Here is a 25,120-nt window from a genome sequence, read left to right on the forward strand (position 1 = left end):
CGGGTTGGTGTCGAGGAGCGATGACGCATGGTGGACCTGGAGATCGACGACGGGCTGGCGGTGGTCACCATCGACCGTCCGCACGCGCGCAACGCGATCGGCCTGGACACCATGGACCAGCTGGAGAAGGCGCTCGATGCGGCGGCGGGCGCCCAGGCGCTGGTGATCAAGGGCGCCGGAGAGCACGCTTTCGTCTCCGGCGGTGACCTCAAGGAACTGAGCGCGCTGCGGACCGAAGAAGACGCGGCGGCGATGGCCCGGCGCATGCGGTCCATCTGCGATCAGTTGGCGGACTTCCCCGCTCCCGTCGTCGCCGCGCTCAACGGTCATGCCTTCGGTGGGGGTGCCGAGGTCGCCGTCGCCGCCGACATCCGGGTGGCCGCCGACGACATCAAGATCGCCTTCAACCAGGTGCAGCTCGAGATCATGCCCGCGTGGGGCGGGGCCGAGCGGTTGGCCGCGCTGGTCGGAAAGAGCAAGGCGCTCTTGTTGGCCGGCTCGGGAACCGCGCTGAGCGCGGCGGACGCCGAGCGACTCGGCCTGGTGGACAAGGTGTTGCCTCGCGCCGTCTTCGACTCGCCCGACGAGGGGTGGCGTTCTGTGGCACGGTCGCTCGCCCGCCTCCCGGCGACCGAGATAAAGCGGGTGATCCGCGGAGTTTCCCCCGAGGAGGCGATAGCATCCTTTGCACGGTTATGGGTTGCCGACCCGCACTGGCAGGCTGCGGAACGGGTCATGACCCGCAACAGCAAACCTCGCCCGGCGGCCGGAGGAGCGTCATGACGATCAAAGTGAGGACGGCGATGCGCGTCGGGTCGGTCCTGTCGTCGGCTTCCCTCTTGGTCGCAGCCGGTGTGCTGGCGGGAAGCGGCCGGGCACATGCCGACGACCTCGTCATGCACCACGTCAAGTACACGGTCTCCACGCAGAACCCGATCTACACCAGCATCTATTACCTGGACCATGAGCCGGCCATTTTCGCCGACTACAGCCACAACCCTTACTCGTTCACGCCGCACGTCGACGTCGACCTCGCACCGGGCAAGCCGTGGAGTTACGAGCTGGACCTGTCAAAACCCGACGTGTATGCGATGGTCGTGGCAAGCACCGGTACCGAACCCGGAACGCCAAACCTTCACTGCGACTTGGCGGTCGACGGCGCTGTCGTCGTATCCAAGGACGGTCCCAAGGGTGTGCTCTGCTCGCTGCGGCATTGGTGAACCACCCAGGTTTGCGGGATATCTTCCATGGGGCGCGGTTCGCCTTCCAGGCGACGCAGATAACTTTCGACCAGTGCCACGGTTTCGGCGTGGCCACCATGAATGCCCACCGCCTGCTCGAGCACCAGGAACCACGACAGGCTGCTCATCAGGACCGTCCACACCACCGGCGGCATGTCTTCCCTGACTTCCCCATAGCGCTCCAACGCGGCCGTCACCGCCTGGCGCTGATCCTCGCGGAGGCGCTGGGCGTAATAGGCGATTTCGGCACGCATCTCCTTGCGGTGGTTTGCCAGCGCCATGAATTCCATGGAGATCCGGGTGAACGCGGGGTCGGTGCCGAACCGCCACAACGCCCACAGCGGCTGCGGCGATTGCAGCAGTCGCGCATGCACGTCGAGCGCTTCCTCGGCGCGGCGGCGGAAGACCTCGAGGAACAACTCCTCCATGGTGCGGAAGTAGTAGTGCACGAGCTGAGGCTTCAGCCCCGCCTTGTTCGCGAGGCGGCGCGAGGTCACCGCGGCATAGCCCTCTTCGAGCATCAATTGCTCGGCGGCGTCGAGCAACAACCCGCGATTTTTCGCGTCCGGCGCCCCGATCCTGCGGGCAGATGTCATGTCCCTGCTCCGTACTGTGTGCCATCCCGTGCCGACCACACGGATCGTATCGTGGCGCGGCACCCTCGATCTTGACCCTGACATTACCGCCATGCTAAGCAGGTGCTCAGCACATTTCCGATTTCGAATTCACCGCGGCGGTACCGCTTGCCGCCGATACCACCGGTAAACCCAGCCCAGGGAGACGCAATCCGATGAGCACCTTCGAGTCGATCGACTTCTTCACCGATCCGTCTCTGGTCCCAGATCCGCACCCTTACTTCGACTATCTGCGCAGCCAGAACCCAGTGCTGCGGCTGCCGCACTACGGCGTCGTTGCGATCACCGGCTACGACGAAGCCTGCGAGGTCTACAAGGACCCCGAGACGTTCTCGAACATCGTCGCGCTCGGTGGGCCGTTCCCGCCGCTGCCGTTCACCCCCGAAGGCGACGACATCAGCGCACAGATCGACGCGCACCGCAGTTCGTTCCCGATGTTCGAGCACATGGTCACCATGGATCCGCCGGACCACACCAAGGCCCGGTCGGTGCTCGCCAAGCTGCTGACCCCGAGCCGACTCAAGCAGAACGAGGAGTTCATGTGGCGCCTCGCCGACCGTCAGCTCGACGAGTTCCTCGGCCTCGGTGAGTGCGAGTTCATCGCCGAATACTCAAAGCCGTTCGCCACCTTGGTGATCGCGGACCTGCTCGGTGTGCCGGAGGAGGACCACAAGGAGTTCCGCACCGTGTTGGGTGCCGATCGTCCTGGCGCGCGGGTGGGCGCCCTGGACCACGAGTCGGTCGGCATCAACCCGTTGGAGTGGCTCGACGACAAGTTCTGTCACTACATCGAGGATCGGCGTCGCGAGCCGCGCGGCGACGTCCTGACCTTCCTCGCCGAAGCGAAGTACCCGGACGGCTCGACGCCCCCGGTGATCGAGGTCGTCCGCTCGGCGACGTTCCTCTTCGCCGCCGGCCAGGAGACCACGGCCAAGCTGCTCAGTGCCGCCCTGCAGGTGCTCGGCGATCGGCCGGACATCCAGCAGCAGCTGCGTGAGGACCGCAGCCTGATTCCGGGCTTCATCGAGGAGTCGCTGCGGATGGACAGCCCGGTGAAGAGCGACTCACGCCTGGCCCGCAAGGCGACCAGCATCGGCGGAGTCGACATCCCCGCCGGCACCGTGGTCATGATCCTGCCGGGCGCCGCCAACCGCGACCCGCGCCGATTCGACAACCCGCACGAGTTCGACCTGCGCCGCAAGAACGTCCGCGAACACATGGCGTTCGCGCGCGGCGTGCACTCCTGCCCCGGTGGCCCCCTGGCCCGCGTCGAGGGACGCGTGTCGATCGAGCGGATCCTGGATCGCATGCCGCACATCGAAATCAACGAAGCCCACCACGGGCCGGCCACCGAGCGTCGTTACACCTACGAGCCGACGTACATCCTGCGGGGCCTGAGCGAGCTGCACCTGACGTTCACGACCGCCGACGCCGTCGCACCCGTGGCCTGAGTCATACCTGCATGCCGACGAAGTAGCAGCCGAGCAAGACGGCGCCGACCAGCGCCACCCACGCATCGGTGAGTCGGCACAGCAGGACCGGAGCGTTTCGCACCTCCATGAACTCGCGAAAAATGATGCGCACCTTGATGAGTGCGATCACGATGACGCTCGACGTCACCACCGCGCTGGACTTCAGCAATCCGCCGGCGGAGTGATCGATCCATAGGTAGGCCAGCGTCAACGCCGAGAGGACGAGCCATACGAACATCAGCCGCTTGTTGAATTTGATTGCGATCACCTCACCACGTACAGCAGCGCAAAGATGAGCACCCACAGGAAATCAACGGTGTGCCAATAGGTAGCGCAGGTTTCGACGAGTTGCTGGGCTTGGACGGGCCCCTGCGCTTTTCGCGCCGCCCTGCGGATTTGGTAGACGATGACGCCGAGCGCGACGAAGCCGATCAGCAGGTGCACGAAGTGGATACCGGTGAGAAAGAAGTAATAGGTGAAGAAGTCGTCGCTGTCGAACCCGTGCCCGATGCCGACCAGCCGGGCCCACTCCAACACCTTGAAAAAGAGGAACATTGCGGCGAAGGCGGCCGTGATGTACACGTCCTTTAGCGCCGCCCGGTAGGCGCCGGCCCGGGCCGACTGAACGCAGCGCGCCACCGACCAGGAGCTCAGCAACAAGACGAGCGTGTTGAAGACCCCGATCCGCAAATCCAGCTGCGCCTGCGAGTGCAAGAAGAGCTCGGGATTGTGGGCGCGGTAGAACAAGTAGAACCCGAAATACGCTGTGAAGACCAGCGTTTCGAACAGCACGAAGGCCCACATGTCCGGCTGGCCCGGCACGGCGCGCTTGTTCGAATCGGCGAGGTCCGTCATCGTGTGGCCGCCTCCTTGCGGGGACGGTCGGGCAGCGGCCCGGTGCCGAAGTCTTCGCGCCGGATCATCTGGAACAGCATGACGATGAACGTGACTTGGTAGATGCCGAACACCACCATGTCCAGCCACCAGGCGATCTGGCCGTTCCAGGCCAAGATGCCCCGCCGAAAGATCCAGCACGGAGCCACGACGACCTCGGTCAGCGCGTTGCACAGGTTGAGATAGCCGAACCACTTGGGGAACACGCGATTCCTGTCGAGCAGGATCGCGACCATCCAGATCAGCGATCCGATCAGGAACACGCCCATGGTCCCGTCGAAAGACAGGAACGCGAAGTCGTAGAGCCAGCCCAGCGCTTCGGGGTCTCGCTCGGGTCGCAGCGTCCCCACGATGAGCGCGATGTTGAGCAGCAGCATGCCGGGAACCGCGCTGAGCGAGTAGATGATCAGATAGCTGTAGCCGAACGCGGGACTGACGGACATGCGCCGCATGGAATACGCGATGAGGGCGTTGTTGATCGCGATCATGCCGCTGATGGCGAAGATGACGCCGAAGCCAAACGGTATGCCGAGGTGGCGCTCCGAGAACCAATGGGCTTGCGTCGCCAGATCCCAGGTGGGCTGCGGCGGCGGCTGGACTTGGGCCACGATGAAGAACATCGGAAAGAAGATGTTGTAGAACACCACGAGCGTCCACCACGCCAACCAGAGTTCGCGTTTGGGGTTGTGGCGCAGGTGCCAGGCGAATCGCTGGTGCAGGGGTCCGGCGGGCGGCGTGGCCGGAACGGACGGCGGTGTGATCACCGCGCTCATGCGCCGACCAGTTCCTCTGCGCGCCTGGCGTTCTCGGCGCGCTCCCGGTAGACGGCTTGCCCCAGCACCACGCCCGTCACGACGATCCAGACGGCGATCGCCACGTTTTTGACCCAGAAGGACAAGAGCCCGTCCCAGGCCAGCGGGCCGGTCAACGACACGCCGACGAAGGCGGCGGGAACCAGCGCGGCCGCCACCACGAGATTGAAGTGGGCCACCCAGTGGCGGAATACCGGACGCGGCTGATCGTCGAAATAGATTGCCAGGGCCAGGATTACGCTTTGGCCGATCAGGAACGGGACGAGGATGGTGAAGGTCATCCAGCCCAGGTCGTTGAGCAGCTGGGTCAGCGCCGGGCTGCGTTCCGGGCGAAAAGCGGCCAGTAACCAGCAGACGTTGGCGACGAGAAACAGCGTCGGACCGCCGGCCGCGCAACCCAGCATCGCGTACGAGAAGATCGGCGTCCGATGTGCCATGCGGCGGATCTGCAGCACGATCAGGGCCAGGATCGGGACCAGGCACACGCCGAACCAGTTGAACAGGATCATGCTGTAGCGGATCTCTGGGAGGTGGGCCGGATCGCGATAGAACGCGGCGACCTGGTCCGCCGGCATGGTGGGCGACATCGGCGGGTTGAAGCCGGGAAAAAGGAAGAAGGAGGCGATCCACAGGATCAGCGCCACCGGCAACGTCCAGAGCAGGATCACCTCGCCGTCCGTCCGCCGGGGCGCGGTGCGCGCAGGCCGGCGACGGCCTGCATCGTTTCGTCCGACGTCGGACATCGATACTCCTTCCCCGCACGAGATCACCGCACGAGCTCGGCTCGTGAGCGAAGCTAGCCGATCGGCTAGCCTCGGTCAATAGCGTCGTCTAGTCTCGGTGCGTGGGAACAGCACGCCAGCCGGTCGCCGGAGAGCAATTCTGGCTGATCGCGCACAGCGCGGCCCGGACGCGCGTGCTCGACGCCGCCTTGGACCTGATCGCCACGCACGGGGTCAGCGGTACGTCGCTGCAGATGATCGCCGACGCCGTCGGCATCACGAAAGCTGCTGTCTACCATCAGTTCCGCACCAAAGAGCAGATCGTCATCGCCGTGACCGAGCGCGAACTCGGCCGCCTCGCGCCCGCGCTCGAGGCGGCCGAAGCCTACGACGACGGCCCTCAAGCACGAGATGCCTTGCTGGTGGGCGTCATTGAGATGGCCGTTCGCGACCGCCGGTTGGTACGCACGCTGCAATTCGACCCCGTCGTCGTCCGGCTGCTGGCCGAGCACAAGCCGTTTCAGCTTTTCATGGACCGCCTGTACCGGGTGCTACTGAGCGATGCGGGCCTCGACGGCCGGATCGAGGCGGCGATGTTCTCCGGCGCGCTGAGCACCGCGGTCATGCATCCGCTGGTCGCCGACATCGACGACGACACACTGCTCGACCGGGTTACCGATCTGAGCCGCCGACTGCTGGGTCTGCCTCGGCAGACCCGCGACTGACGAAGCTACGTGTCGGCGCGGACCCAGCTCGATATGCCGTCGTGAGCAATACAGATCAGGAACAGGCCATCGGGCGCCTGCGCGACATAGTTCAGATAGTTCGTGCAGTCGGCGTTTTCTTCCTTGACCCCAGCCATGGGCGGGGAGCGGAACCATCGAGGCTGGTATCGCCTCGGCGACCCGCAGAACATCAACCGTCCGGGTTCCGAGGCGAAGGAGACGTAGCCGTCGGCGACACCGAAGGCGTAGTAGGTGGTGTTGTCACACGGCGCGCCGAGAACCTGATGGGGCATGATGCCCGGGGTGCAGGCGGGGTAGTCGCAGACGGTCGGTCCTGCCGAGGCTGGCGGCGCCGCCACCACACCGGCGCCCAGCAACGCGGCAACCAGAGGCACGATTGATCGCACCCGATTACTCTGCCACACCTGAAAAGAAAATTCTCCTGGTTGGAGAAGATCTCCATTACCGAACGGTGGTGGCGCCGGGCCCTTCCGAACACATGGAAGCCCCGTCCCCCGGCCAGCGCGCATTTCCGCACGTAAGAGCCATGAAGGCGGCCGTCCGGCGACGGCGTTGAGCCCAGGTTCCAGTGATAAGCTGCTTCTCCGTGCACGACCCGGAGGGACCTAACGTCGACGATCGTAATGACCCGAGGGACGCAGTCGATCCTGACGCACCACAGTCGAGCGCAGGGGCCGACAGCGACGACGTAGCGGCCCCCTCAGAATCGGACGTAGAAGACGAAGTTGCCAAGGCCGAAGCGCGCGCCGAGGCGGCCCTGGCACGCCTGCTGAAGCTGCGCGGGGCAACCGAAACCGCGGGCGCGGACGACACGGAAGATGCCGAGCAGCGCCCCGCCAAGTGGACCCGGAAACGGCTACGGTTGGGGCGGCTTCGACGTCCGGGGTGGCTCCGGCGCCCAGGGCGGAAAACGATAGCCGCCGGCGTCGGCATCGTGCTCGCCTCCACGTCGCTCGCCGCGAGCGGCTACATGCTGTGGCAGCACCGCATCGCGGTGCATAACCGCCACCTCGCCGCGGAGTTCAGTGCGGCCGCCCGGCAAGGGGTCACGGCACTGATGTCGATTGACCCCGATCATGCCCGGGAGGATGTTCAGCGCTCGATCGATGCCTCGACGGGCGACCAGAAGAACCAGCTATCGGTGCTGTCGCCCCTGATCGTCAACAAGGCCCAGGAAACGAAGGTCGGCACCAAGGTCACCATCGAAGCCGTCGCCGTCGAGTCGCTGAGCGACAATTCCGGCGTCGTGCTGGTGGCGGCGAAAACCATTCCCACCGGACCGGATAACGCCAAACCGCCACCGGCCTTGTTTCGGCTCAGCGTCAACATGGACCGCGACGACGGCCAACTCAAGATGTCGAAAGTTGATTTCTTGCGATGACCGAGGAACATGGCTCGTCGCCGAACGGCACCGCCAAGCCGGTTGACGACGCGGAGACTTCACCTGCCGGCGAGGGTCCGGCACGCTCGGGTCGGCTGGCAGCGATTCGGCGTCGCGCGCACCGGTATTTGGCACGGTGGCGTTCGATGGTCGCGACGACGTTGGTCATTGCCGCGGTGGGAGTCGCTGCCGGCGTGTACTTCTTTCTGTATCGGCCCGATCAGCAGGTCGGCGACGCGGCGGCGCGCCGGGCAATCCAGGCGGCGTCGGATGGTGCCACGGCGGCGTTGTCGTATTCGTACGAGCATTTGAACCGCGATTTCAACAACGCGAAGTCCCATCTCACCGGCGACTTTCTCACCTACTACAGCAAATTCGCCGAGGAGGTGGTGGCGCCGACGGCGCAGAAGGGGCAACTGACGGCCAGCGCCAAGGTGATTCGGGCCGCGGTCTCGGAATTGCATCCCAATTCGGCCACCGTGCTGGTTTTCATCGACCAGACCACGGCAAGCGTGAAAAAGAAAGATCCCGAGAAGACGCAGAGCAGCATCCTGGTCACGATGACAAAAGTCGACGGTTCCTGGCTGATCTCGAAATTCGACCCGGCGGGGTGAGCCCAGCGGATCTTGTCCTAACCGTTACCGGGCCGACCGAAGCGGTGTAACGTCATCGCTCGAGGACGCCGCAACCGACGGCGGAAAGGTGCCACAGGCACTCTCGGATTACGCGCTTCGAGGAGCACCTGATGCGTTCAGTCAAAACACTCACCACCGCAACGCTGGTGGCCGCCACTGCATTCGGCGGTTTGAGCGCTGCCCCCACGGCCCGGGCAATAACCAAAGAAGACGTGGCGATCAACGGAACTTTCCGGGCCACGTCCATTGGCGATTATGCCCAGACCAACGATCAGTACAAGGGTGAGCCGACGGTCTACCAGGTATGGACCATCACTTCCACGTGCGACTCAACCCAGGAATGCCATGGCCAGGTGACGAGCGACCAGGGCTGGACCGCCCCCCTGTACATGAACGATGGGGAGATGTGGAAGGTGAGACGCGAAGTGCCGAACTGGGAACGGTGTGAAGACGGCACCACGTTCACCGGAGTGCAGACCTACTTTTTCTACCCCGTAAACGACAACGGCGGATGGCAACTCGGGTCTCGAGTCTTCTCGGGCAAGGACAAGACGGTCGGCCCCAGCGGTGCCTGCGGGCAGAACCAGTGGCTTGATGTTGCGATGCCGTTGCGCCTGGACCAGCTGTCCTGACCGGGCGGCCATAACGTCGTTCCCGCGCTTCGCCTCCGGGTGGATTCAGGTGGGGAGCATGTCCTTCCACGTCTTGGGCGCCTTCTGAGCGACGAGATCCGACTGCTGGTACAACTTTCCGTCCGGCCCGACGTAACGACCGGTGTGCGGATCGTACTTCGCCACCACGACCGAGGGCGCGGGCTTAGATGTGTTGGCGCCGAACGAGCTTGGCGCGGCCTGGGGCTGTCCACCGTCGACCTGATCCAGCGGTGCAGGCGCTAGTGCGGGCACCGGTGGTGGCGGCGGTGGCGTCGGAAGCTCGCCCGGGGCAGCGACATCGAGCGGCGCAAAAGCCGGGATGTCAGCCGACATTCTCGTCATCGGCGCCAGCGTTGGTCCCGACGACGGCATGGGGGGCACAGCTGCCCCCGCCGTGCCCGGCGGTGGATTTTCTCCCCGCGGCCCCGCCGCGTCGCCGCGAGGCACCGCCCCCGGGGGCAGCGGCGTGCCCTCGACCGGGCCGAAGATCCTGTCGTTGACGGTAATCCGGTCATCGGGCGGGACGCCCTGGGAAATCAGGTTCGGATCCAATGGGTAGGGCCCCGTGGTGTGCTGGCGCATCGCCAGCGGCATGTACGGCTTGTCGCTGTTGCAGATTTCGACGGTGGGCGCGCGCTTGCCCGGGTGACCCATGCAGGGATAGTTGCGGGCACCGCGAACCGCGATCGGCGAATCCTGCGGGAGTTTGCAATACAACCCGTCCGGTGTGTCGATGTCGCTGAGGTCGTCCGGGGATCGCCAGGTGTTGGGCGGCATGAAGCCGACGGTGCAGATCGGCGGATCGTCGACCGTGGCCGCGAAGTCGCCGTAAGCCCTACCGTCGGGGTGGTTTTCACCCGTAGCGGCCTGCTCGATTGCGACCCCCGAGGGCAGCAGCACCAGCAGCTGCTCGATCGAGGGGTGGTAGGTGATGCCGACCTGCCCGATGGTGGTCAGGTTGGCGAGCAACACCGGCAGCGTCGGCTTGATCTGTTCGAGAAGCCGGGATGCTTCGTTCGCGGTGTCCGGACCCTTCTCCAGGATGGTCCGGAAGTGGGAATCGTTGTTCACCAACACATCCGAGATGCCGGCGAAGCTGCGCGCCCACGTTCTGATCGAGTCGGTGGTGTGCGCCTGGGTATCCAGCAGCGGCCCGGTGTCTTCGGTGAGGGCCCGGGTGCGATCGACGACGCCGTTGGCGTCGCGCGACAGGGTCTTCGAGGAATCGATCAGTGAGCCCAGGTCGTAACCGGTGCCGTTGAAGCCCTCGAAGGACTCGTCGAGCAATTGGCCGAGTTTGGCCTTCGGGATGCTTTGAACCATGGCATTGACCTGCTCGAGCATCGGGGCGACCGGCTGCGGAATCGTGGTGTCGCGCACGGAGATTACCGAGCCGTCGTGCAGGTAGGGCGGCGAATTGGTTTTGGGCCGCAGGTCCACGTACTGCTCACCCACCGCGGAGACACTGAGCACCTCGGCGGTCAGGTCCGCGGGGACTTTTGGTGAAGTGCTCAGCGACAGCGTCGCTTTCGCGCCCGTCGGCGTCAAACCCACCGCGGTGACCTTGCCGAGCTGAACACCGCGGTAGGTCACGTTGGAAAACCGGTACAGCCCGCCGGTGGCCGGCAACTCCAGCGTCACCGTCATCCGGCCGATGCCGAGCAGGGTCGGCGCCTGAATGTAGAAGAGCACCATCGCGACCACGCCGATGATCCCGGCGACCAAAAAAATCCCCAGCTGAATACGAACGAAGCGCGTCAGCATCTATCCACCCGCTCCCGTCGAAGGTGCCTCCGCCGGCGGTGGCGTTTGACCCAGATTCGCGTCAGGCATCGGCGCCTCAGCCGGAGCAGGCCCCGGACGAGGTCCATAGTTCCCCGGTCCCGGCACCGCACCCGGCGGTGGCGGGGGCAACGGCAACGCGTCGGGATCGACCCACGGTGGCCTCAGCGGGTTATGCAAGGGATCGAGCGTGTAATTCATGCGATACGGATCCCCGGGCACCGGCGGCACCGGCATATCGAGTTGCCCCCAGTGGGTTCCCAGGAACAATCCCTTCTTGAGCCTTGGGATCGTCAGGTCGAAATCGAAATGCAGGTTGAAGAAGTCGCCTCGGACGGCTCGGTCGACGAAGTTCTGGGTGAACGGGAACACGAACGACGCCGCGATGGCCGCGCCGAAATCCGGTCCGACGTCGGCGAGCGCTTTGATGGTCGGCTCCAAGTTTTTGAGGTTCCTCACCAGGTCGGCCTGGGCGTCGTTGACCAGCCGGTTGGCGGTGTTGCTGAACACGCGGAGGTGATCCAGCGCCGCCGTCAGACGCGGCCGCTCCTTGATCAACACCTCGAGCGCCGGCGGTATCTTGCGCAGCGCGTCGGTGACAACGTCGCGCTGGTCGGCGAAGGTGGCCGACAGCCGATTCAGCGCCTGGATGGAGGCAATGATGTTGTCCTGCTGGTCGTCCAGAGTTCCCACGAACGTGTCCAGGCGGGTGATCAGGTCACGCACCGCACCCTCGTGCCCGGACAGGGCGGCCGAGAAATTGTGGATGACTTCCCCGATCTGACCCAGTCCACCGCCGTTGACGACCGCGCCCAGCGATGACAGCGTCTGCTCGGTCGACGGGTAGGCCGAGGACCGGCTCAGCGGGATGGTGGCGCCCGGTTGCAGCCGTCCGCTGCCCTGCTGGCCCAGCGGGGTATTGAGCTCCACATGCATCGAGCCCAGCAGGCTGGTCTGACCGACGGTGGCCACCACATTGGCCGGGACCACCACGTCGCGCTTGACGGAGATCTCGACGTCGGCGTGCCAGCCATGCACCCTCATCGTGCCGACACTGCCGACCACGACGTCGTTGATCATCACCGGCGAATTCGACTCCATCGTACCGACATTGGGGAGTTCGACGTGGTAGATGTTGGCCCCCGGCCCGCGTCCGACCGCGCCCGGCAGGGGTAGTGAATTCAGGCCGTGGAACGCGCATCCCGTCGCCGTCAACACCACGCAACAGCCTACGGTGAACACCCGCCGTGCCGCTGCCCGGGCGATCATTGTTGCGGCCCGTCTGTCGGCAACAGCATCTCCGAGGCACTCGGCGCCGGCGGTGGTGGCGCCGGTGTCGACGGTGGGGGCGGCAGCGGCATCGCCGCGCCCGGTATCCGCGCCGGTGGCACCGCCCCCGGCGGTCCCACCGGGTCACCCGGCAGGCCGGTGTAGGCCGATACCGCGGGCGGGATCTCGGGTGCCGTGGGCTTCGGGCCCTCCCCGCCGGGTGCCAGGCGCGGTTCGGTGTAGAGAACCCTGGCCGGGTCAATCGACTTGGATATGAACGGGTTTAGCGGAAGGGGCGAGTTATTCCAGCTGGTCTGCCGCAATCCAGGACCAATGAACAGGGAGCAGAGCTTGCCCGTTTCGACCGAGGTGATGTTCCCGATGGCGCCGATTTGCGTGCAGCCCGGTACGGATAACAGAACCTGACCGCCCCATGTGGGATTCGACATGTTCATGAGCCCGAATCCTCCGACGATGGTTCCGGTGTCGGCGTTGTAGTCGTTGAAGAAGTTGCCGAACGCGTTCGGCGCTGCGTGCAGGATGTTCTCCAGGTCCAGGTGGTGATCGACCAGGTTCTGCGTGACGTCGGCCAATCGGGCGATCTGTTCGCTGGTCTGGTTGCGTGTGCCGGCGATGAATCGCTGTACCTCGCCGACCGCCGTCGACAGATCGGTCAGCGCCGCGTCCAGGTCGGATTTGCTGTCGTTGACGACGCTGGTGAGCGTGGCCAGGCGACCGTTGAACTGCTCGATCTGCACGTTGCTGTCGCGTAGCGCGCCGATGAACGTCTGCAGGTTTTTGATGATGTCGACGATGTTGCCGCTGCCGTTGGCGAGGATCCGGCCGACGCCCGAGAGCTGACCGAGCGTTTGCCGCAGCTTGTCGCCGTTGCCGTCGAGGGCGTTGGCGGCGCTGTCGATGAACCGGCCGACGGATGTGCCCGATACCCCGCTTTTGGGTCCCAAATCCGTTGCCAGCCGCATCAACTGGGTTTTGACCTCGTCCCACTCGACCGGCACCGCGGTCCGTTCGACCGGTATGACCGCGCCGTCCCGCATGACCGGCCCGCTGTCTCGATAGGCCGGGGCGAGCTGAACGTAGCGGGCGGACACCAGGTTCGAGGCGACGATCACCGCCTTCGCGTCCGCCGGAATCGGCACGTCATGGTCGACCTTGAGGATCATCTTGGCCTGGGTGCCCTGCGGCTGAATGGATTTGATGGTGCCGACTTTGACACCCGAAACCCGCACCTCGTCGTGGGGATAGATCGCGGTGGCGGTGGTGAAATACGCCGTGATCGTCTTCTGCCCGAAGAACGTATTGCGGACGACCACGGCCGCTCCGGCAAGCAGGAGCCCGACCAAGGCAACCGCCGTCACGGCCGCGAGCCGCTTGCGCGGGATCCGAGAGGTCCAGGAGGTCACTGTGACCCTCCGACCCGTCCGCCCAACGTGCAGCCAGGGCACATTGGAATGGAGTTGTAGGGCCAGGGGGTCAGCGCCCGAGGCACCGGCGATGGGAAGCCGGGACCCTTCGACGTATCGAAGGTGCGGAATCCCCAGAGGTAGTCGAACAACTCCTGGAAGAGTTGCGGGATAAGGAAGTTCGGGGCGAACGCCTGGTAGGCGTACATACCGGCGATGGCCTCACCGACCGTGATCTGAAATTTCTTGAGGCCCGCCAGCGACTTGGCGATGTTGTCGCGGTTCTTTTCCAGCATCGCGGTCACCGAATTCAGTCTCTCCAGCGTCGGCGCCAACGTGCTTTCGTTGTCGTGCACCAATGCCGTCAGCTGCTTGGCCACCGCCGACGTGTTGGCCAGCAGGTCGACGATCTCTTGACGCCGCGCCACCAGGACTTGGAGCAGGGAGTCGGAGTTGAGGATGAGCTTGTTGACCTGCTGGCTGCGTTCGGAAAGAACCCCCGTGACGTCGCCGGCGCTCTTGAAAAGGTCTCCCAGGTTCTTGTTGCGACTGTTGAGGGTGCGCGATAACCGAGTGAGCGCGTCGAAGGCCGGGCCCATTTGGGGCGCAATCTGATCCAGCGTCGCCGCCAGCGTGTCCAGCGACTGATTCAGCGCCGCGGTATTGGTTCCCGCGGTGTCGGTGGTCAGGTCGCTGACCGCTTCGGTCAACGAATACGGCGAGGACGTGCGCGAGACGGGGATGAGGGCCATCGGGTGCATCGTGCCGCTGCCGGCGGACTCCACAGCGAGCATCCGCTCGCCCAGCAGCGTGCCCGTGCGGATGTGCGCGGAGGTCTCCGAGCCGAGCAGGACGTTGCCCTTCATCGCGAACGTCACCAGCGCATCGCCATGGCGCAGCTTCACATCCGACACCGTGCCGACCTTCATCCCCGACACGATGACGGGGTTGCCCGCCGCAAGGCCCCCGGCTTCGGTGAACAGCGCCTGGTACCTGACCATCGTCGCCCATGCGACGAATCGGTCGGGCGACAGCCCCACCAGGATGACCATCACCGCCAGGACGGTGCCGATGAGTCCGGCTTTGACCAGCCCGGCTCCGCGATACTTGAGCATTAGGGTTCCGTGCACCTTCCTGCATCTGACCTGAAGATATTGGCGCGCACGGTCTTGCCGTTGAGATCCGTACCGCGGAGCCCGAACTGGCAGATGTAGTACGGGATGGTGGCGCCGTTCACGCCGAGTCGAACCAGCTTGCGGTAGTTCCTGGGCGCCTTCTGAATTGCGGTGTCGATGCGGTCCTTGTCGTTGTCGAGAATGGGTGCCAGTCGATTCAGCTGAGCGATGGTCCCCGACAGCGGCGGGCGAGCCTCGGCAAGCAGGTCCGCCAGCGAGGCGGTTCCCCTGTCCAGGGCGTCAATCGCGGACCCGATCGTGTCGCGGTCATTCGACAGCCCGCTGACAAGCTGCTCGAGGCGATCGATTGCGCCGGAGAACTGTTTGCCGTCCTTGGCGATCGTGCCGATCACCGTGTTGAGGTTGTCGATCAGCTGCTGCACGGTTTGATCGTTGTCGGCCAAGGCGTTCGAAAACGACGTCGTCTTGGTGAATAGCGACTCGATCGTCCCACCCTGACCCTGGAAGACCTGCAGCAGCCCTGCGGTCAACGCGTTGACATCGTGCGGATTCAGCCCCTGCGTAACGGGTTTCAGTCCGCCGAGGAGGAGGTCGAGGTCAAGCGCGGGCGCGGTGCGGCTGACGGGAATCTGACCGCCGGCGGGCAGCCGTTTGGGCGAGCCCGGACCATCGAGCAGTTCGAGGTAGCGGTCGCCCACCAGGTTCAGGTAGCGGACCGCCGCCCTGCTGCCCTCGGTGAGGACGACGTTGCGGTCGGCATCGAACTTCACCACGACTTTTTTGTCGGGCCGCAACGAAACGCTGTCGACGGTGCCGACGCGAATCCCGGCGACGCGCACCGACTCGCCCGGTTTCAGCCGCGACACGTCGTTGAACACCGCCGAGTACCCGGTCGTCGCGCCCGTCCGGTACTGGCCGAAGATGAAGAACAGGAAGGCGGTCAGCACCGCCATCACGACCGCAAAGGTCGCGAACTTGATGAGCGTTGCGCGCGTTCTCATCCCTGTTGTCCGATCTGGGCGGGGTTGCGCGGCGGGCCGGCGATCGGCCCGTACAACAGCTGCTTCAGCCCGTCGAAGTTGAGCAAAAGCTGCGGGTTTCCGTAGTTCACCGGGTTGGCGCCGATGTCGGCAATCAACTGCGGCGGGGCGGTATTGAACGGCAGCTTCGGCAGGCCCACACATTGCGGGCCGCCCGTCGCCGCGACCTTGGGCAGGTTCGTCGGATACCGATAACGTTCGGCGCCCCACGTGAGGCTCGCCGAGATGTTGATGCTCGGTTCCGACAACGGCGCCCCGTGCGTTATCTGTACGAGCCCGGCGAAAGCACAGTTGAGCGCCGGGGCGTACTCATTGGTCAGATCCGTGGTCGGTGCCAGCAGATGCACCACGTCCGTCAGCGGTTGACGGTTCGTCGACAAGACGTCGTTGCCGATGTCGGCCAGGCCGATCGCGCTGATCAGCAACGCATCCAGGTTGCGTTGCTCGTCGACGATCGTCTTGCTGATCCGCGTCGCGTTCGAGGCGGTCTTCATCAGGTCGGGCGCCGCGTCGGCGTAGGCGTTGGACACCACCGGTAAGACCGAGAGGTCATGCCGGAAAGCGGGCAGGCTCGGCTCCAGCCTGGCGAGAAAGGAATCCAGGTCGCTCAGCGATTGGCCAAGCTGTGGACCCCGCCCACTGAACGCCTGTGCCAGCGCACCCAGCGACTCGTTGAGCTTGGGCGGATCGATGTGGCTCAGGACCGACACCAGTTGCTGGAACACCGTGTTGATTTCGACCATGACGTGCTGGCCCTGCAGCGTCTGGCCGCTGTGTAGCCGCTGCGCCGAGGGTTGGGCCGGTTCTACGAGCAGGACGGACTTGGCGCCGAACACCGTCGAGGACGCGATGTCGACGAGCACGTTGCCGGGGATGAAGTGCAACTGGGACGGGTCCATCGCCAAGTGGATGGCCGCTTGGCCGTTGGGCAGCGGGTCGATCGAGGCGACCTTGCCCACCTGCACGCCGCGCATCTTGACCTTGGCGTCCGGGTTCATGACCAGGCCGGCTCGTTGCGAAATCACGGTCACCGGCACGGTTTCGGTGAAAGAGCCCCGAAACAGGCCAACGGCAACGGCGACGATCACGGCGACCACGGCGACGGTCGCCAAACCGGCCAGGGGGCGCGCATACGATTGCGCGCCGAAGTTGCCACCGGGTGACGCCGCGACAGGCGCTGCGCTGCTGGCTGTTTCCGAACGGTCGATAGGGCCGGGTCCGAGGCGGTCCGTCACGTCAGGTCTCCTCCCCTACCCGGACAAGTTGAAGTTGCCGTTGGAGCCGTAGATCGACAGCGAGACCAGCAGCGTCACGGATACCACCACGACCAGCGAGGTGCGCACCGCGTTGCCGGTCGCGACGCCGACGCCGGCCGGGCCGCCGGAGGCAAAGTAACCGAAGTAGGTATGGATCAACAAGACGGTCAGCGCCATCAAAACGGCTTGCAGGAATGACCACAACAAGTCGATGGGGTTGAGGAACGTGGTGAAGTAGTGCTGATACAAACCGCTTGACTGACCGAACATGAACACCGTGATGAACTGACTGGCCACGAACGACAAGATGACGGCGATGGAATAGAGCGGGGTCACCGCGAGCATCCCGGCGACGATCCGGGTGCTGACCAGATACGAAACCGGCCGGATAGCCATGGATTCCAGGGCGTCGATTTCTTCGTTGATCCGCATGGCGCCCAGCTGCGCGGTCACGCCGGCGCCGAACGTGGCCGCCAAACCGATGCCTGCGACGATCGGCGCGGCAATCCGCACGTTGATGAACGCCGATAGGAATCCGGTCAGCGCCTCGATGCCGATATTGCCCAGCGAGCTATAGCCCTGGACTGCCAGCACGCCACCGGCGGCGAGTGTCATGAAGCCGACGATTCCCAGCGTGCCGCCGATCATCGCCAATGTGCCCGCCCCCATGCTGATTTCGGCAATGAGGCGAATGATCTCGCGGCGGTAGTGGGCCGTCGCGAACGGCACCCCGGCCAGCGCCCTGGCGTAGAACAGCGTGTGATCGCCGATCCGACTCAACGTGCTGACGGGCTTCTCAAGCTGCCGCGTCAGACGCGGGTAGGTAGCGCGTAGGGCTATCACGATCTGTCCTTACACCTCCTTCGTCACTACTTGGCCGCTACTTGGCCGAAAATCGGATGCCGATGGCGGTGACAACCACGTTGACGACCATCAGGGACATGAACGCATACACCACGGTTTCGTTGACGGCGTTGCCGACGGCCTTGGCGCCACCGCCGGTGATCGTCAACCCGCGATAGCACGCGACCAATCCGGCAATAAGGCCGAAAAGCGCTGCCTTGACGCAAGAAATGATCACTTCCGGCACGCCGGTGAGCAAGGTGATGCCCGCAGCGAACGCGCCTGGGTTGACGTCTTGAATGAACACCGAGAAGGCGTAGCCACCGACGATGCCGATGATGACGACCAGACTGTTCAGCAACAGGGCCACCAGCCCCGCGGCCAGCATGCGCGGAGTCACCAGGCGCTGCACCGGATTGATGCCGAGCACCTCCATCGCGTCGATCTCTTCTCGGATGGTTCGCGACCCCAAGTCCGCGCACATCGCCGTGGAGCCGGCGCCGGCCACGATCAACACGGTCACCATGGGGCCGATCTGAGTGACGGCACCGAACGCCGCGCCCGCGCCGGAAAGGTCCGCGGCACCGAGTTCCCGCAGCAAGATGTTCAGGGTGAAGCTGACCAGAACGGTGAACGGGATGGCCACCAACAATGTCGGCGCAATCGCGACCCGCGCGATGAACCACGACTGCTCGAGAAACTCACGCCACTGGAACGGGCGCTGGAACAAGAACTTGACCGCGTCCGCCGACATCGCGAACAACCCACCGATCGCCTGTGCCGGCTTGGAGCCGCGCCCCAACATGATCCCGGGTGACCAGCGGTCAGCCCCTTTATTCGCCATGGGAACAACACCCTTTCGGCATTACGAGACTGCCAGTCTTGTTCCGGCGCAAGGCCTGCGGTAGATTCGGCAGAACCGGCGCCCGCGAAGCCGTGCCGCCGATGGCGAAAAGCGCAGCGGGCGGCCGCATTTCGGAGTCGACATCCGGTACGACAGCCGCGACCTCGGTCACGCCAGTCCTCCGTTCTGCTGCGGGAGTCGGCGCTGCAAAACGGGTGGCCCCACGTCTTGAAGCGTCCGGAGATTATGACTCATGCGCCGTCCCGGCGGAGCGAAAAAGGCATAACCGTTATCGGACTCCGCAACGTCGGAACGGCGACGCGGCACGGGTGGGTCGCAACAAACATGTTCGGCATCAGGCAAACTCCAGTCCTAGGTGACGGCGCCGGCCGTCTTGAGCTCGATGATGCGGTCCCAATCGAGTCCGAGTTCCATCAGAATTTCGTCGGTCTGCTCAGCGAACCCGGGGGCCGGTCCGGTCTGTGGCGCTGCGACGTCGAACTGTACCGGGTTGGCAACCAATTCGAGCTCACCCGCTCGCACCATGTACTCGTTCGAGCGGATCTGCGCGTCGTCGACGGCTTGCAGGGTGTCCTGCACCGGCGCCCACGGCCCGGACAGCGTCGCGAAGCGTTCGCTCCACTCGGCCAGGGTGCGGGTTGCGATGGCCTTGCTCAAAAGCTCCACCGCTTCCGCCGTGTTGGCGGCAATCTCCTCCACCGTGGCGAAGCGCGGATCGTCGGCCAGCTCCGGCAGGTCGACGTGGCGGCACACGTCAGCCCAGAACTTGGTGGGCTGCATCATCACAAAGGAGATGTAGCGGCCGTCGGACGTCGTGTACAGCCCCACCAACGGATTGTTGGGCGCGCCGTGCACGCCGGGCGGGGGCGCTTCGAGCCGCTGCCCCAGATGCTTGGTCAGCGCGACGGTGTGCCCCATCGACCACAGCCCACTGCCCAGCAGTGACACATCGACGACGGACGGTTCGCCGGTGCGCTCACGTTTGAGCAGCGCGGCCGCGATGCCGCCGGCGAGGTTGGTCCCCGAGATGGTGTCGCCGTAGGCGGGCCCGGGCGGGGCGATCATGCCCGGCATCCCGGCGGGAGTAATGGTCGCCGCGGTTCCCGCCCGGCACCAGAAGGCGGTCATGTCGTAGCCACCCTTCTCCGCCTCGCCGCCGCGCGGGCCGAGTGCGCTGCCGCGGGCGTAGATGATGTTCGGGTTGACCGTACGAATGTCGTCGACGTCGATGCCGAACTTGTTCCGATGAGCGGGAAGGAAGCTGGTCAGGAACACGTCGGAGCGACGGGCCAGCTCGTAGAGCACTTCCTTGCCCTCGGGCACCGACATGTCCAGCCCGATGCTGCGCTTGCCGCGGTTGGCGTGCTCGATGTTGGGGTTGGGATCGCCTTCGACGCGCAACATCCCGGTCTGGCGCAGCCCGCGCTGCGGGTCGCCGGTCACCGCGTGCTCGACCTTGACCACGTCGGCGCCCCATTCGGCGAGCACCGCGCCCGCCGACGGGACGAACCCGTACATGGCGACTTCCAGCACCCGGATGCCCTCCAGCGGCCTCACGCGCCCGCCCCCTTGGTCGGCACCGCGGGAACGGCGAACGTCTTGCGCTCGAGGAACTCCTCCAACCCGGCCACCCCCATCTCGCGGCCGACGCCCGACTGCTTGAAGCCCCCGAACGGGCTGTCGGCGCCAAAATAGTTGCCGCCGTTGATCGAAAACGATCCGGCCCGGATCCGGCGCGCCACGGCCAGCGCCCGGTCCTGGTCGCGGCTGAACACCGCGCCCGCCAGGCCGTAGATCGAGTTGTTGGCGATGCGCACCGCATCGTCGTCATCGTCGAACGCGATCACCGCGAGCACCGGCCCGAAGACCTCGTCCTGGGCGATCTCGCTATCGGGATCGACGTTGGTGAGCAGCGTCGGCGCATAGAAATAGCCGGGATCGAGCCGCTTGCCGCCCGTGACCAGGGTTGCCCCGGCGGCGACGGCGCGCTGGACCATGCCGTCGACCTTGTCCCGCTGCCGTTCGTTGATCAGCGGGCCCATGTAGGTCTTGGGGTCGGCCGGGTCGCCGTGGCTCACCTTGGCGAAGTTCTGCGAGATGAGGTCGACGATTTCGTCGTGGTGCGATCGGGGCACCAGGAGCCGCGACGTGAGCGCGCACCCCTGGCCGGCGTGGGTCACCATGCTGAAGGCTGCGAACAGCGCCGCGTTGGCGAAGTCGGCGTCGTCGAGCATGATCGCCGCCGACTTGCCGCCCAGCTCCAAAAAGACGCGCTTGACGGTCTGGCTGGCGGCGGCCATGATCTTGCGCCCGACCTCGGTCGATCCGGTGAAGGTGATGACGTCGACGTCCGGGCTGGTGGTCAGCGCGACCCCGGACACGGGATCCGACGAACTGAGCACGTTGACCACGCCGGCGGGAATGTCGGTGTGGTTGGCGATCAGCTCGCCGAGCGCCAAGGTGACCAGCGGCGTGTCCGGGGCGCCCTTGAGCACGACCGTGCATCCCGCGGCAAGCGCCGGCGCCAGCTTGGCGAGCGCGAGCTGGTTCGGATAGTTGTAGGCGATGATGGCGCCGACCACCCCGGCGGCTTCCTTTTCCACCCAGCGGTGGTGCAGCATGCCCCGCGATTCCCGTTCCCCGAGGTCCTCGGAGAACTGATAGGTGCGCAGCAGGTCCGCGTAGAAGCGCACGATGCCGATCGGCTCGTCGAGCTGCGCGCCCTGGGTCAGCGCGCGGGTGGCGCCGACCTCGGCGATGGTGAGCTCACGCAACTCGTCGGCGTGCTCGACGAGCGCCCGGTGCAGCTGGTCGAGGCAGCGAATGCGCAACTCGACATCGGTGGGCCAGTCGGTGCTGTCGAACGCGCGACGCGCCGCCGCGATCGCCGCTTCGGCCTCCTCGGCGCCGGCGTCCGGCGCGTGCCCGATGACAGCGCCCGTCGCGGGATTGATCGAAGCGAACGTCTTGCCGGCGGCGACGAGGCGGCCGTCGATCAACAGGCGGCGGTCTGCGCCTGACCCCGGGCCCGGCTCAGGCGCGGCTTCCGCGATGGTCGCTGTGGACCCAACGGCGGGTTCTGCCGTGTCCTGGGCAGGCATGCCGGTACCCCCTGGTGTGGTGACGATCACGATAATTTCATTCTCTTCCCCGGCGAATCTTACATTCGAGTTTCGATAATTCAAGAAAGTCTCAGGAATGAGATCGAGCTGCTGACCAGCGGCGCAAACGGCCAGAAGTTGCCCCCGAGGCCCTCTCGACGCAGGCCGAACGCGGTTTCGCGGGCGTGTTGCACGCCACTCCGCGTGGAGAGTAGGGTTCTCATAATTGTAAGGGAGATTCTTTGTGGCTGAAATGGCCCCCGTCAAAGTAGAGGCCTCAAGATGAAGACTGCGGTGGTCACCGGTGGCGGATCCGGCATCGGCCTTGCCGTCGTGCAGCGCCTACGCGCCGACGGCTTGAACGTCGCCACCATCGACCTGCGGCCGTCGGACGCCGAATTCACCTTCACCGCCGACGTGACCGACCGGTCGCAAGTGGACGCCGCGCTCTCGGCGATCCGCGCCCAACTCGGCCCGGTGACGGTGCTGGTCAACGCCGCCGGGCTGGACGGCTTCAAGAAGTTCCACAACATCACCTTCGAGGACTGGCGGCGGGTGATCGACGTCAACCTCAACGGCGTCTTCCACACCGTCCAGGCGGTGCTGCCCGACATGGTCGAGGCCGGCTGGGGACGCATCGTCAATATCTCTTCGTCGAGCACACATTCCGGCGCGCCCTACATGAGTCACTACGTGGCGGCCAAGTCGGCGGTCAACGGCCTCACGAAATCGCTGGCACTCGAATACGGGCCCAAGGGCATCACGGTCAACGCCGTGCCGCCCGGCTTCATCGACACCCCGATGCTGCGCGCCGCCGAGAAGAACGGCTTCCTCGGCGACATCGAAGAGACCATCGCCCGCACCCCGGTCCGTCGCATCGGCACACCCGAGGACATCGCCGCGGCGTGCGCGTTTCTGGTGTCCGAGGAAGCCGGCTACATCACCGGTCAGATCTTGGGCGTCAACGGCGGTCGCAACACCTGAGCGGTGGCGATTCGTCGACAGTGCCCGGCAACCAGCATCAGGTGAGAGGAGACAGCCGTGAAGGTTTGGGTGGATTCGCAGCGATGCCAGGGCCATACCCTGTGCGCGATGATCGCTCCGGATTCGTTTCAGCTCAGCGACATCGACGGCAGCTCGTCGGCGATCGACGAAGTGGTGCCCGCCGATCGGGAGGACCAGGTTCGTGAGGCGGCGCAGTCCTGTCCGGAGCAGGCCATCATGATCACCGAAGACTGAGCCGGCACCGAAGTCGTAGAAGCGAAACACTGAGGGAGACAGAGCGTTGAGTGTCGACGACGTCGTCAATGACGGTGACCGGAAGAAGAACCGATACCACTTCGATCGGCATTCTTCCGAGTATCGGTCGCAGTTCAAGACCATCACCGAAGAGATGCACGCCAAGTGCCCCATGGCCTGGACGGATACCTACGGCGGCCACTGGGTGGCGGCCGGCAGCCACGAGGTCTTCGAGCTGGCGCGCTGCCCGGCGGTCTCCAACGACCACGACATCCACGGCGAACGCCGTGGCTATAAAGGCATTTCGATCCCCACGGCCAGCCGCGTCAGCGCCGTCCGCGGCGGCATCCTGGAGATGGACGACCCCGAGCACCGCACCTACCGGACCGTGCTCAACCCTTATCTGTCCCCGGCCGCGATCAAGCGCTGGGAGCCGTTCATCGACGACGTGACGCGCGCCTGCCTCGACGAGAAGATCGAGGGCGGCAGCATCGACTTCGTCGACGACCTCGCCAACATCGTGCCCGCCGTCTTCACCCTGGCCATGCTCGGCATCCCGCTGAAGAAGTGGAACATGTACAGCGAGCCGGTGCATGCCGCGGTCTACACACCCGAGCACTCCCCTGACATCGAGCGGGTCACCGCGATGCACCGGGAAATGGGACTCGACATGGTCAACAACATGATCGAGATCCGCGCCAACCCGCGGCCAGGAATCGTGAACGGTCTGCTTCAGATGCGCATCGACGGCGAGCCCGCCCCGGAACTGGAGATCCTCGGCAACCTCGGGTTGGTCATCGGCGGTGGCTTCGACACCACGACCGCACTCACCGCGCACTCGCTGGAGTGGCTTTCGGAGCACCCGGAGCAACGGCAGCTGCTCAGCGACGAGCGCAAGACCCTGCTCGACCCGGCGACCGAAGAGTTCCTGCGCTACTTCACCCCGGCACCCGGGGACGGCAGGACCTTCGCCGAAGACACCGAACTCGACGGCACCCGGTTCAAAGAGGGCGAGCGGCTGTGGATTTCGTGGGCGATGGCCAACCGAGACCCCGCGGTGTTCCACGACCCGGACGAGATCATCCTCGACCGTAAGGGTAACCGGCACTTCAGCTTTGGGCTCGGGGTCCACCGATGCATCGGGTCGAATGTGGCACGCACGGTGTTCAAATCCATGCTGACCGCGGTTCTCGACCGGATGCCCGACTACAAGTGCGATCCCGAGGGGACCGTCCATTACGAGACTATCGGTGTCATCCAGGGCATGCGTAAGCTGCCGGCGACCTTCACGCCCGGCCGCAGGATCGGAGCCGGCCTGGACGAGACGCTCGAAAAGCTCCAACGCATTTGCGACGAACAAGAGCTCGCCCGGCCGATCACCGAACGCAAGGAAGCCGCGGTCATCGACTAGGTAGGCCTGGACGGACCAATCGTTGACGGCCGCAATTTTTCCGAGTAGGCCTGTTCAGCGTGACCGCCCCCTATATTTGGGCGCAAGCGCGTGTGCAGAGATGGGAGACGCAACGGTGAAGCGATTCGCAGTGAGCCTTGCGGTTGCCATGGCCGCGCTGACCATCGCGCCGACCGCCCACGCGGACATGCTGTATTCCAACTACAGTGTGAACTCGGACCGGGATCCCGGCCATTTCTGGGTTTGGTCGATCAACCCGTGCTTCCCTAATCAGCCGGGATGCCTGCAGATCTACGCGACTCCGCAGCCCAACGGGCAGGCGACGGTCTACCGGGGAGAGGCCCGCCTGTCCAACGGCCGCTACACCATGGCCGTCGACGTGCCCGATGGTGTGCGCTGCGTGGTCCAGTTCTTTCCCTCGCATGATGTTTACTCGTGGGATGCGGTGACGCTGGCGGGTCAGGTCGACTCGACGTTCGACACCGGTTGCGGTGGCGGACCGGGGGGCACCAACAGTTGGCCGTTCACGCTCGTGCGATTCTAGCCGCGTGAGAGGTACAGGA

27 protein-coding genes are annotated in these 25,120 nt (G+C 65.1%); 11 read left to right on the forward strand and 16 right to left on the reverse strand.

Annotation, left to right across the window (positions count from 1 at the left end; translation table 11 throughout):
* Window positions 1-27: 27 nt before the first annotated feature.
* Together QGN31_RS21255 and QGN31_RS21260 are read left to right on the forward strand one after the other, a co-directional pair.
* Window positions 28-783 carry an enoyl-CoA hydratase/isomerase family protein gene (locus QGN31_RS21255; RefSeq protein ID WP_009951840.1) on the forward strand — a complete coding sequence of 252 codons (756 nt, stop codon included), beginning with the start codon at window positions 28-30 and terminating at the stop codon, window positions 781-783.
* Window positions 784-854: 71 nt separating this feature from the next.
* The gene (locus tag QGN31_RS21260; protein ID WP_009951839.1) at window positions 855-1,220 is read left to right on the forward strand and encodes a hypothetical protein; all 366 of its coding nucleotides are present in this window, start codon (window positions 855-857) and stop codon (window positions 1,218-1,220) included.
* On the opposite strand, the gene QGN31_RS21265 is transcribed toward QGN31_RS21260, so the two are convergent.
* Entirely contained in the window at window positions 1,136-1,837 is a 702-nt protein-coding gene (locus tag QGN31_RS21265) for a TetR/AcrR family transcriptional regulator (RefSeq protein WP_014379211.1), read from the reverse strand. The two genes, QGN31_RS21260 and QGN31_RS21265, sit on opposite strands and share 85 nt — an antisense overlap.
* A gap of 194 nt (window positions 1,838-2,031) precedes the next feature.
* Here QGN31_RS21265 and QGN31_RS21270 point away from each other — a divergent pair, with 194 nt between their 5' ends.
* Window positions 2,032-3,327, forward strand: a complete 1,296-nt coding sequence (locus QGN31_RS21270) for a cytochrome P450 (protein WP_014941313.1) — start codon at window positions 2,032-2,034, stop codon at window positions 3,325-3,327.
* Window position 3,328: 1 nt separating this feature from the next.
* On the opposite strand, the gene QGN31_RS21275 is transcribed toward QGN31_RS21270, so the two are convergent.
* The 4 genes from QGN31_RS21275 to QGN31_RS21290 are packed head-to-tail and all read right to left on the reverse strand — an operon-like array spanning window position 3,329 to window position 5,797.
* Window positions 3,329-3,613, reverse strand: a complete 285-nt coding sequence (locus QGN31_RS21275; RefSeq protein ID WP_029383847.1) for a cytochrome C oxidase subunit IV family protein — start codon at window positions 3,611-3,613, stop codon at window positions 3,329-3,331.
* Entirely contained in the window at window positions 3,613-4,203 is a 591-nt protein-coding gene (locus QGN31_RS21280) for a cytochrome c oxidase subunit 3 (RefSeq protein WP_009951833.1), read from the reverse strand. The genes QGN31_RS21275 and QGN31_RS21280 overlap by 1 nt, the downstream gene beginning before the upstream one ends.
* Complete coding sequence (locus QGN31_RS21285; RefSeq protein WP_014379209.1) at window positions 4,200-5,015, reverse strand: hypothetical protein; 816 nt, start codon at window positions 5,013-5,015, stop codon at window positions 4,200-4,202. Before QGN31_RS21285 ends, QGN31_RS21280 begins: the two co-directional genes overlap by 4 nt.
* Complete coding sequence (locus QGN31_RS21290; RefSeq protein ID WP_014941312.1) at window positions 5,012-5,797, reverse strand: hypothetical protein; 786 nt, start codon at window positions 5,795-5,797, stop codon at window positions 5,012-5,014. Before QGN31_RS21290 ends, QGN31_RS21285 begins: the two co-directional genes overlap by 4 nt.
* 101 nt (window positions 5,798-5,898) lie before the next feature.
* On the opposite strand from QGN31_RS21290, the gene QGN31_RS21295 reads away from it, so the two are divergent.
* Window positions 5,899-6,501, forward strand: a complete 603-nt coding sequence (locus tag QGN31_RS21295; protein WP_009951830.1) for a TetR/AcrR family transcriptional regulator — start codon at window positions 5,899-5,901, stop codon at window positions 6,499-6,501.
* A 5-nt stretch (window positions 6,502-6,506) separates the two neighbouring features.
* Here QGN31_RS21295 and QGN31_RS21300 read toward each other — a convergent pair whose 3' ends face one another.
* The gene (locus QGN31_RS21300; RefSeq protein WP_014379207.1) at window positions 6,507-6,896 is read right to left on the reverse strand and encodes a hypothetical protein; all 390 of its coding nucleotides are present in this window, start codon (window positions 6,894-6,896) and stop codon (window positions 6,507-6,509) included.
* A gap of 212 nt (window positions 6,897-7,108) precedes the next feature.
* On the opposite strand from QGN31_RS21300, the gene QGN31_RS21305 reads away from it, so the two are divergent.
* The 3 genes from QGN31_RS21305 to QGN31_RS21315 all read left to right on the forward strand — a co-directional run bounded on the left by QGN31_RS21305 (window position 7,109) and on the right by QGN31_RS21315 (window position 9,170).
* A complete protein-coding gene (locus QGN31_RS21305; RefSeq protein ID WP_043954460.1) occupies window positions 7,109-7,903 on the forward strand; it encodes a hypothetical protein in 795 nt (264 codons plus the stop codon).
* Entirely contained in the window at window positions 7,900-8,517 is a 618-nt protein-coding gene (locus QGN31_RS21310) for a hypothetical protein (protein WP_009951827.1), read from the forward strand. Before QGN31_RS21305 ends, QGN31_RS21310 begins: the two co-directional genes overlap by 4 nt.
* A gap of 131 nt (window positions 8,518-8,648) precedes the next feature.
* Window positions 8,649-9,170, forward strand: a complete 522-nt coding sequence (locus tag QGN31_RS21315) for a hypothetical protein (protein WP_014379205.1) — start codon at window positions 8,649-8,651, stop codon at window positions 9,168-9,170.
* 45 nt (window positions 9,171-9,215) lie between these two features.
* Here the strand turns inward: QGN31_RS21315 and QGN31_RS21320 are convergent, their stop codons facing one another.
* From QGN31_RS21320 to QGN31_RS21365, 10 genes are all read right to left on the reverse strand, one after another.
* Complete coding sequence (locus tag QGN31_RS21320; protein ID WP_014941310.1) at window positions 9,216-10,955, reverse strand: MCE family protein; 1,740 nt, start codon at window positions 10,953-10,955, stop codon at window positions 9,216-9,218.
* Window positions 10,956-12,242, reverse strand: coding sequence for an MCE family protein (locus QGN31_RS21325; protein WP_014379203.1), 1,287 nt, complete (start codon window positions 12,240-12,242; stop codon window positions 10,956-10,958).
* A complete protein-coding gene (locus tag QGN31_RS21330; RefSeq protein WP_009951822.1) occupies window positions 12,239-13,666 on the reverse strand; it encodes an MCE family protein in 1,428 nt (475 codons plus the stop codon). Before QGN31_RS21330 ends, QGN31_RS21325 begins: the two co-directional genes overlap by 4 nt.
* A complete protein-coding gene (locus tag QGN31_RS21335) occupies window positions 13,663-14,781 on the reverse strand; it encodes an MCE family protein (RefSeq protein WP_009951821.1) in 1,119 nt (372 codons plus the stop codon). The genes QGN31_RS21330 and QGN31_RS21335 overlap by 4 nt, the downstream gene beginning before the upstream one ends.
* Window positions 14,781-15,803, reverse strand: coding sequence for an MCE family protein (locus QGN31_RS21340; protein ID WP_009951820.1), 1,023 nt, complete (start codon window positions 15,801-15,803; stop codon window positions 14,781-14,783). The genes QGN31_RS21335 and QGN31_RS21340 overlap by 1 nt, the downstream gene beginning before the upstream one ends.
* Window positions 15,800-16,963, reverse strand: a complete 1,164-nt coding sequence (locus tag QGN31_RS21345; RefSeq protein WP_308440615.1) for an MCE family protein — start codon at window positions 16,961-16,963, stop codon at window positions 15,800-15,802. The genes QGN31_RS21340 and QGN31_RS21345 overlap by 4 nt, the downstream gene beginning before the upstream one ends.
* Window positions 16,964-17,092: 129 nt before the next feature.
* Window positions 17,093-17,938: an MlaE family ABC transporter permease gene (locus QGN31_RS21350; protein ID WP_026071391.1), complete on the reverse strand. Its 846-nt coding sequence runs from the start codon at window positions 17,936-17,938 to the stop codon at window positions 17,093-17,095.
* 40 nt (window positions 17,939-17,978) lie between these two features.
* Window positions 17,979-18,785: an MlaE family ABC transporter permease gene (locus QGN31_RS21355; protein ID WP_014381835.1), complete on the reverse strand. Its 807-nt coding sequence runs from the start codon at window positions 18,783-18,785 to the stop codon at window positions 17,979-17,981.
* A 372-nt stretch (window positions 18,786-19,157) separates the two neighbouring features.
* Window positions 19,158-20,363 (reverse strand): CaiB/BaiF CoA transferase family protein, encoded by a 1,206-nt coding sequence (locus QGN31_RS21360; RefSeq protein WP_009951816.1) that lies wholly within the window; start codon window positions 20,361-20,363, stop codon window positions 19,158-19,160.
* Complete coding sequence (locus QGN31_RS21365; RefSeq protein WP_085978332.1) at window positions 20,360-21,937, reverse strand: aldehyde dehydrogenase family protein; 1,578 nt, start codon at window positions 21,935-21,937, stop codon at window positions 20,360-20,362. Before QGN31_RS21365 ends, QGN31_RS21360 begins: the two co-directional genes overlap by 4 nt.
* Before the next feature lie 252 nt (window positions 21,938-22,189).
* On the opposite strand from QGN31_RS21365, the gene QGN31_RS21370 reads away from it, so the two are divergent.
* The 4 genes from QGN31_RS21370 (at window position 22,190) to QGN31_RS21385 (ending at window position 25,101) form a co-directional block, all read left to right on the forward strand.
* Window positions 22,190-22,891, forward strand: a complete 702-nt coding sequence (locus tag QGN31_RS21370; protein WP_009951813.1) for an SDR family NAD(P)-dependent oxidoreductase — start codon at window positions 22,190-22,192, stop codon at window positions 22,889-22,891.
* Window positions 22,892-22,948: 57 nt separating this feature from the next.
* Window positions 22,949-23,146 carry a ferredoxin gene (locus QGN31_RS21375; RefSeq protein ID WP_009951811.1) on the forward strand — a complete coding sequence of 66 codons (198 nt, stop codon included), beginning with the start codon at window positions 22,949-22,951 and terminating at the stop codon, window positions 23,144-23,146.
* A gap of 46 nt (window positions 23,147-23,192) precedes the next feature.
* Window positions 23,193-24,557: a cytochrome P450 gene (locus tag QGN31_RS21380; protein WP_009951809.1), complete on the forward strand. Its 1,365-nt coding sequence runs from the start codon at window positions 23,193-23,195 to the stop codon at window positions 24,555-24,557.
* Window positions 24,558-24,657: 100 nt separating this feature from the next.
* The gene (locus QGN31_RS21385) at window positions 24,658-25,101 is read left to right on the forward strand and encodes a hypothetical protein (RefSeq protein WP_172417488.1); all 444 of its coding nucleotides are present in this window, start codon (window positions 24,658-24,660) and stop codon (window positions 25,099-25,101) included.
* Window positions 25,102-25,120: the final 19 nt, after the last annotated feature.

This window comes from Mycobacterium sp. 2-64, assembly GCF_035918375.1.
Classification (GTDB): Bacteria; Actinomycetota; Actinomycetes; order Mycobacteriales; family Mycobacteriaceae; genus Mycobacterium; species Mycobacterium intracellulare.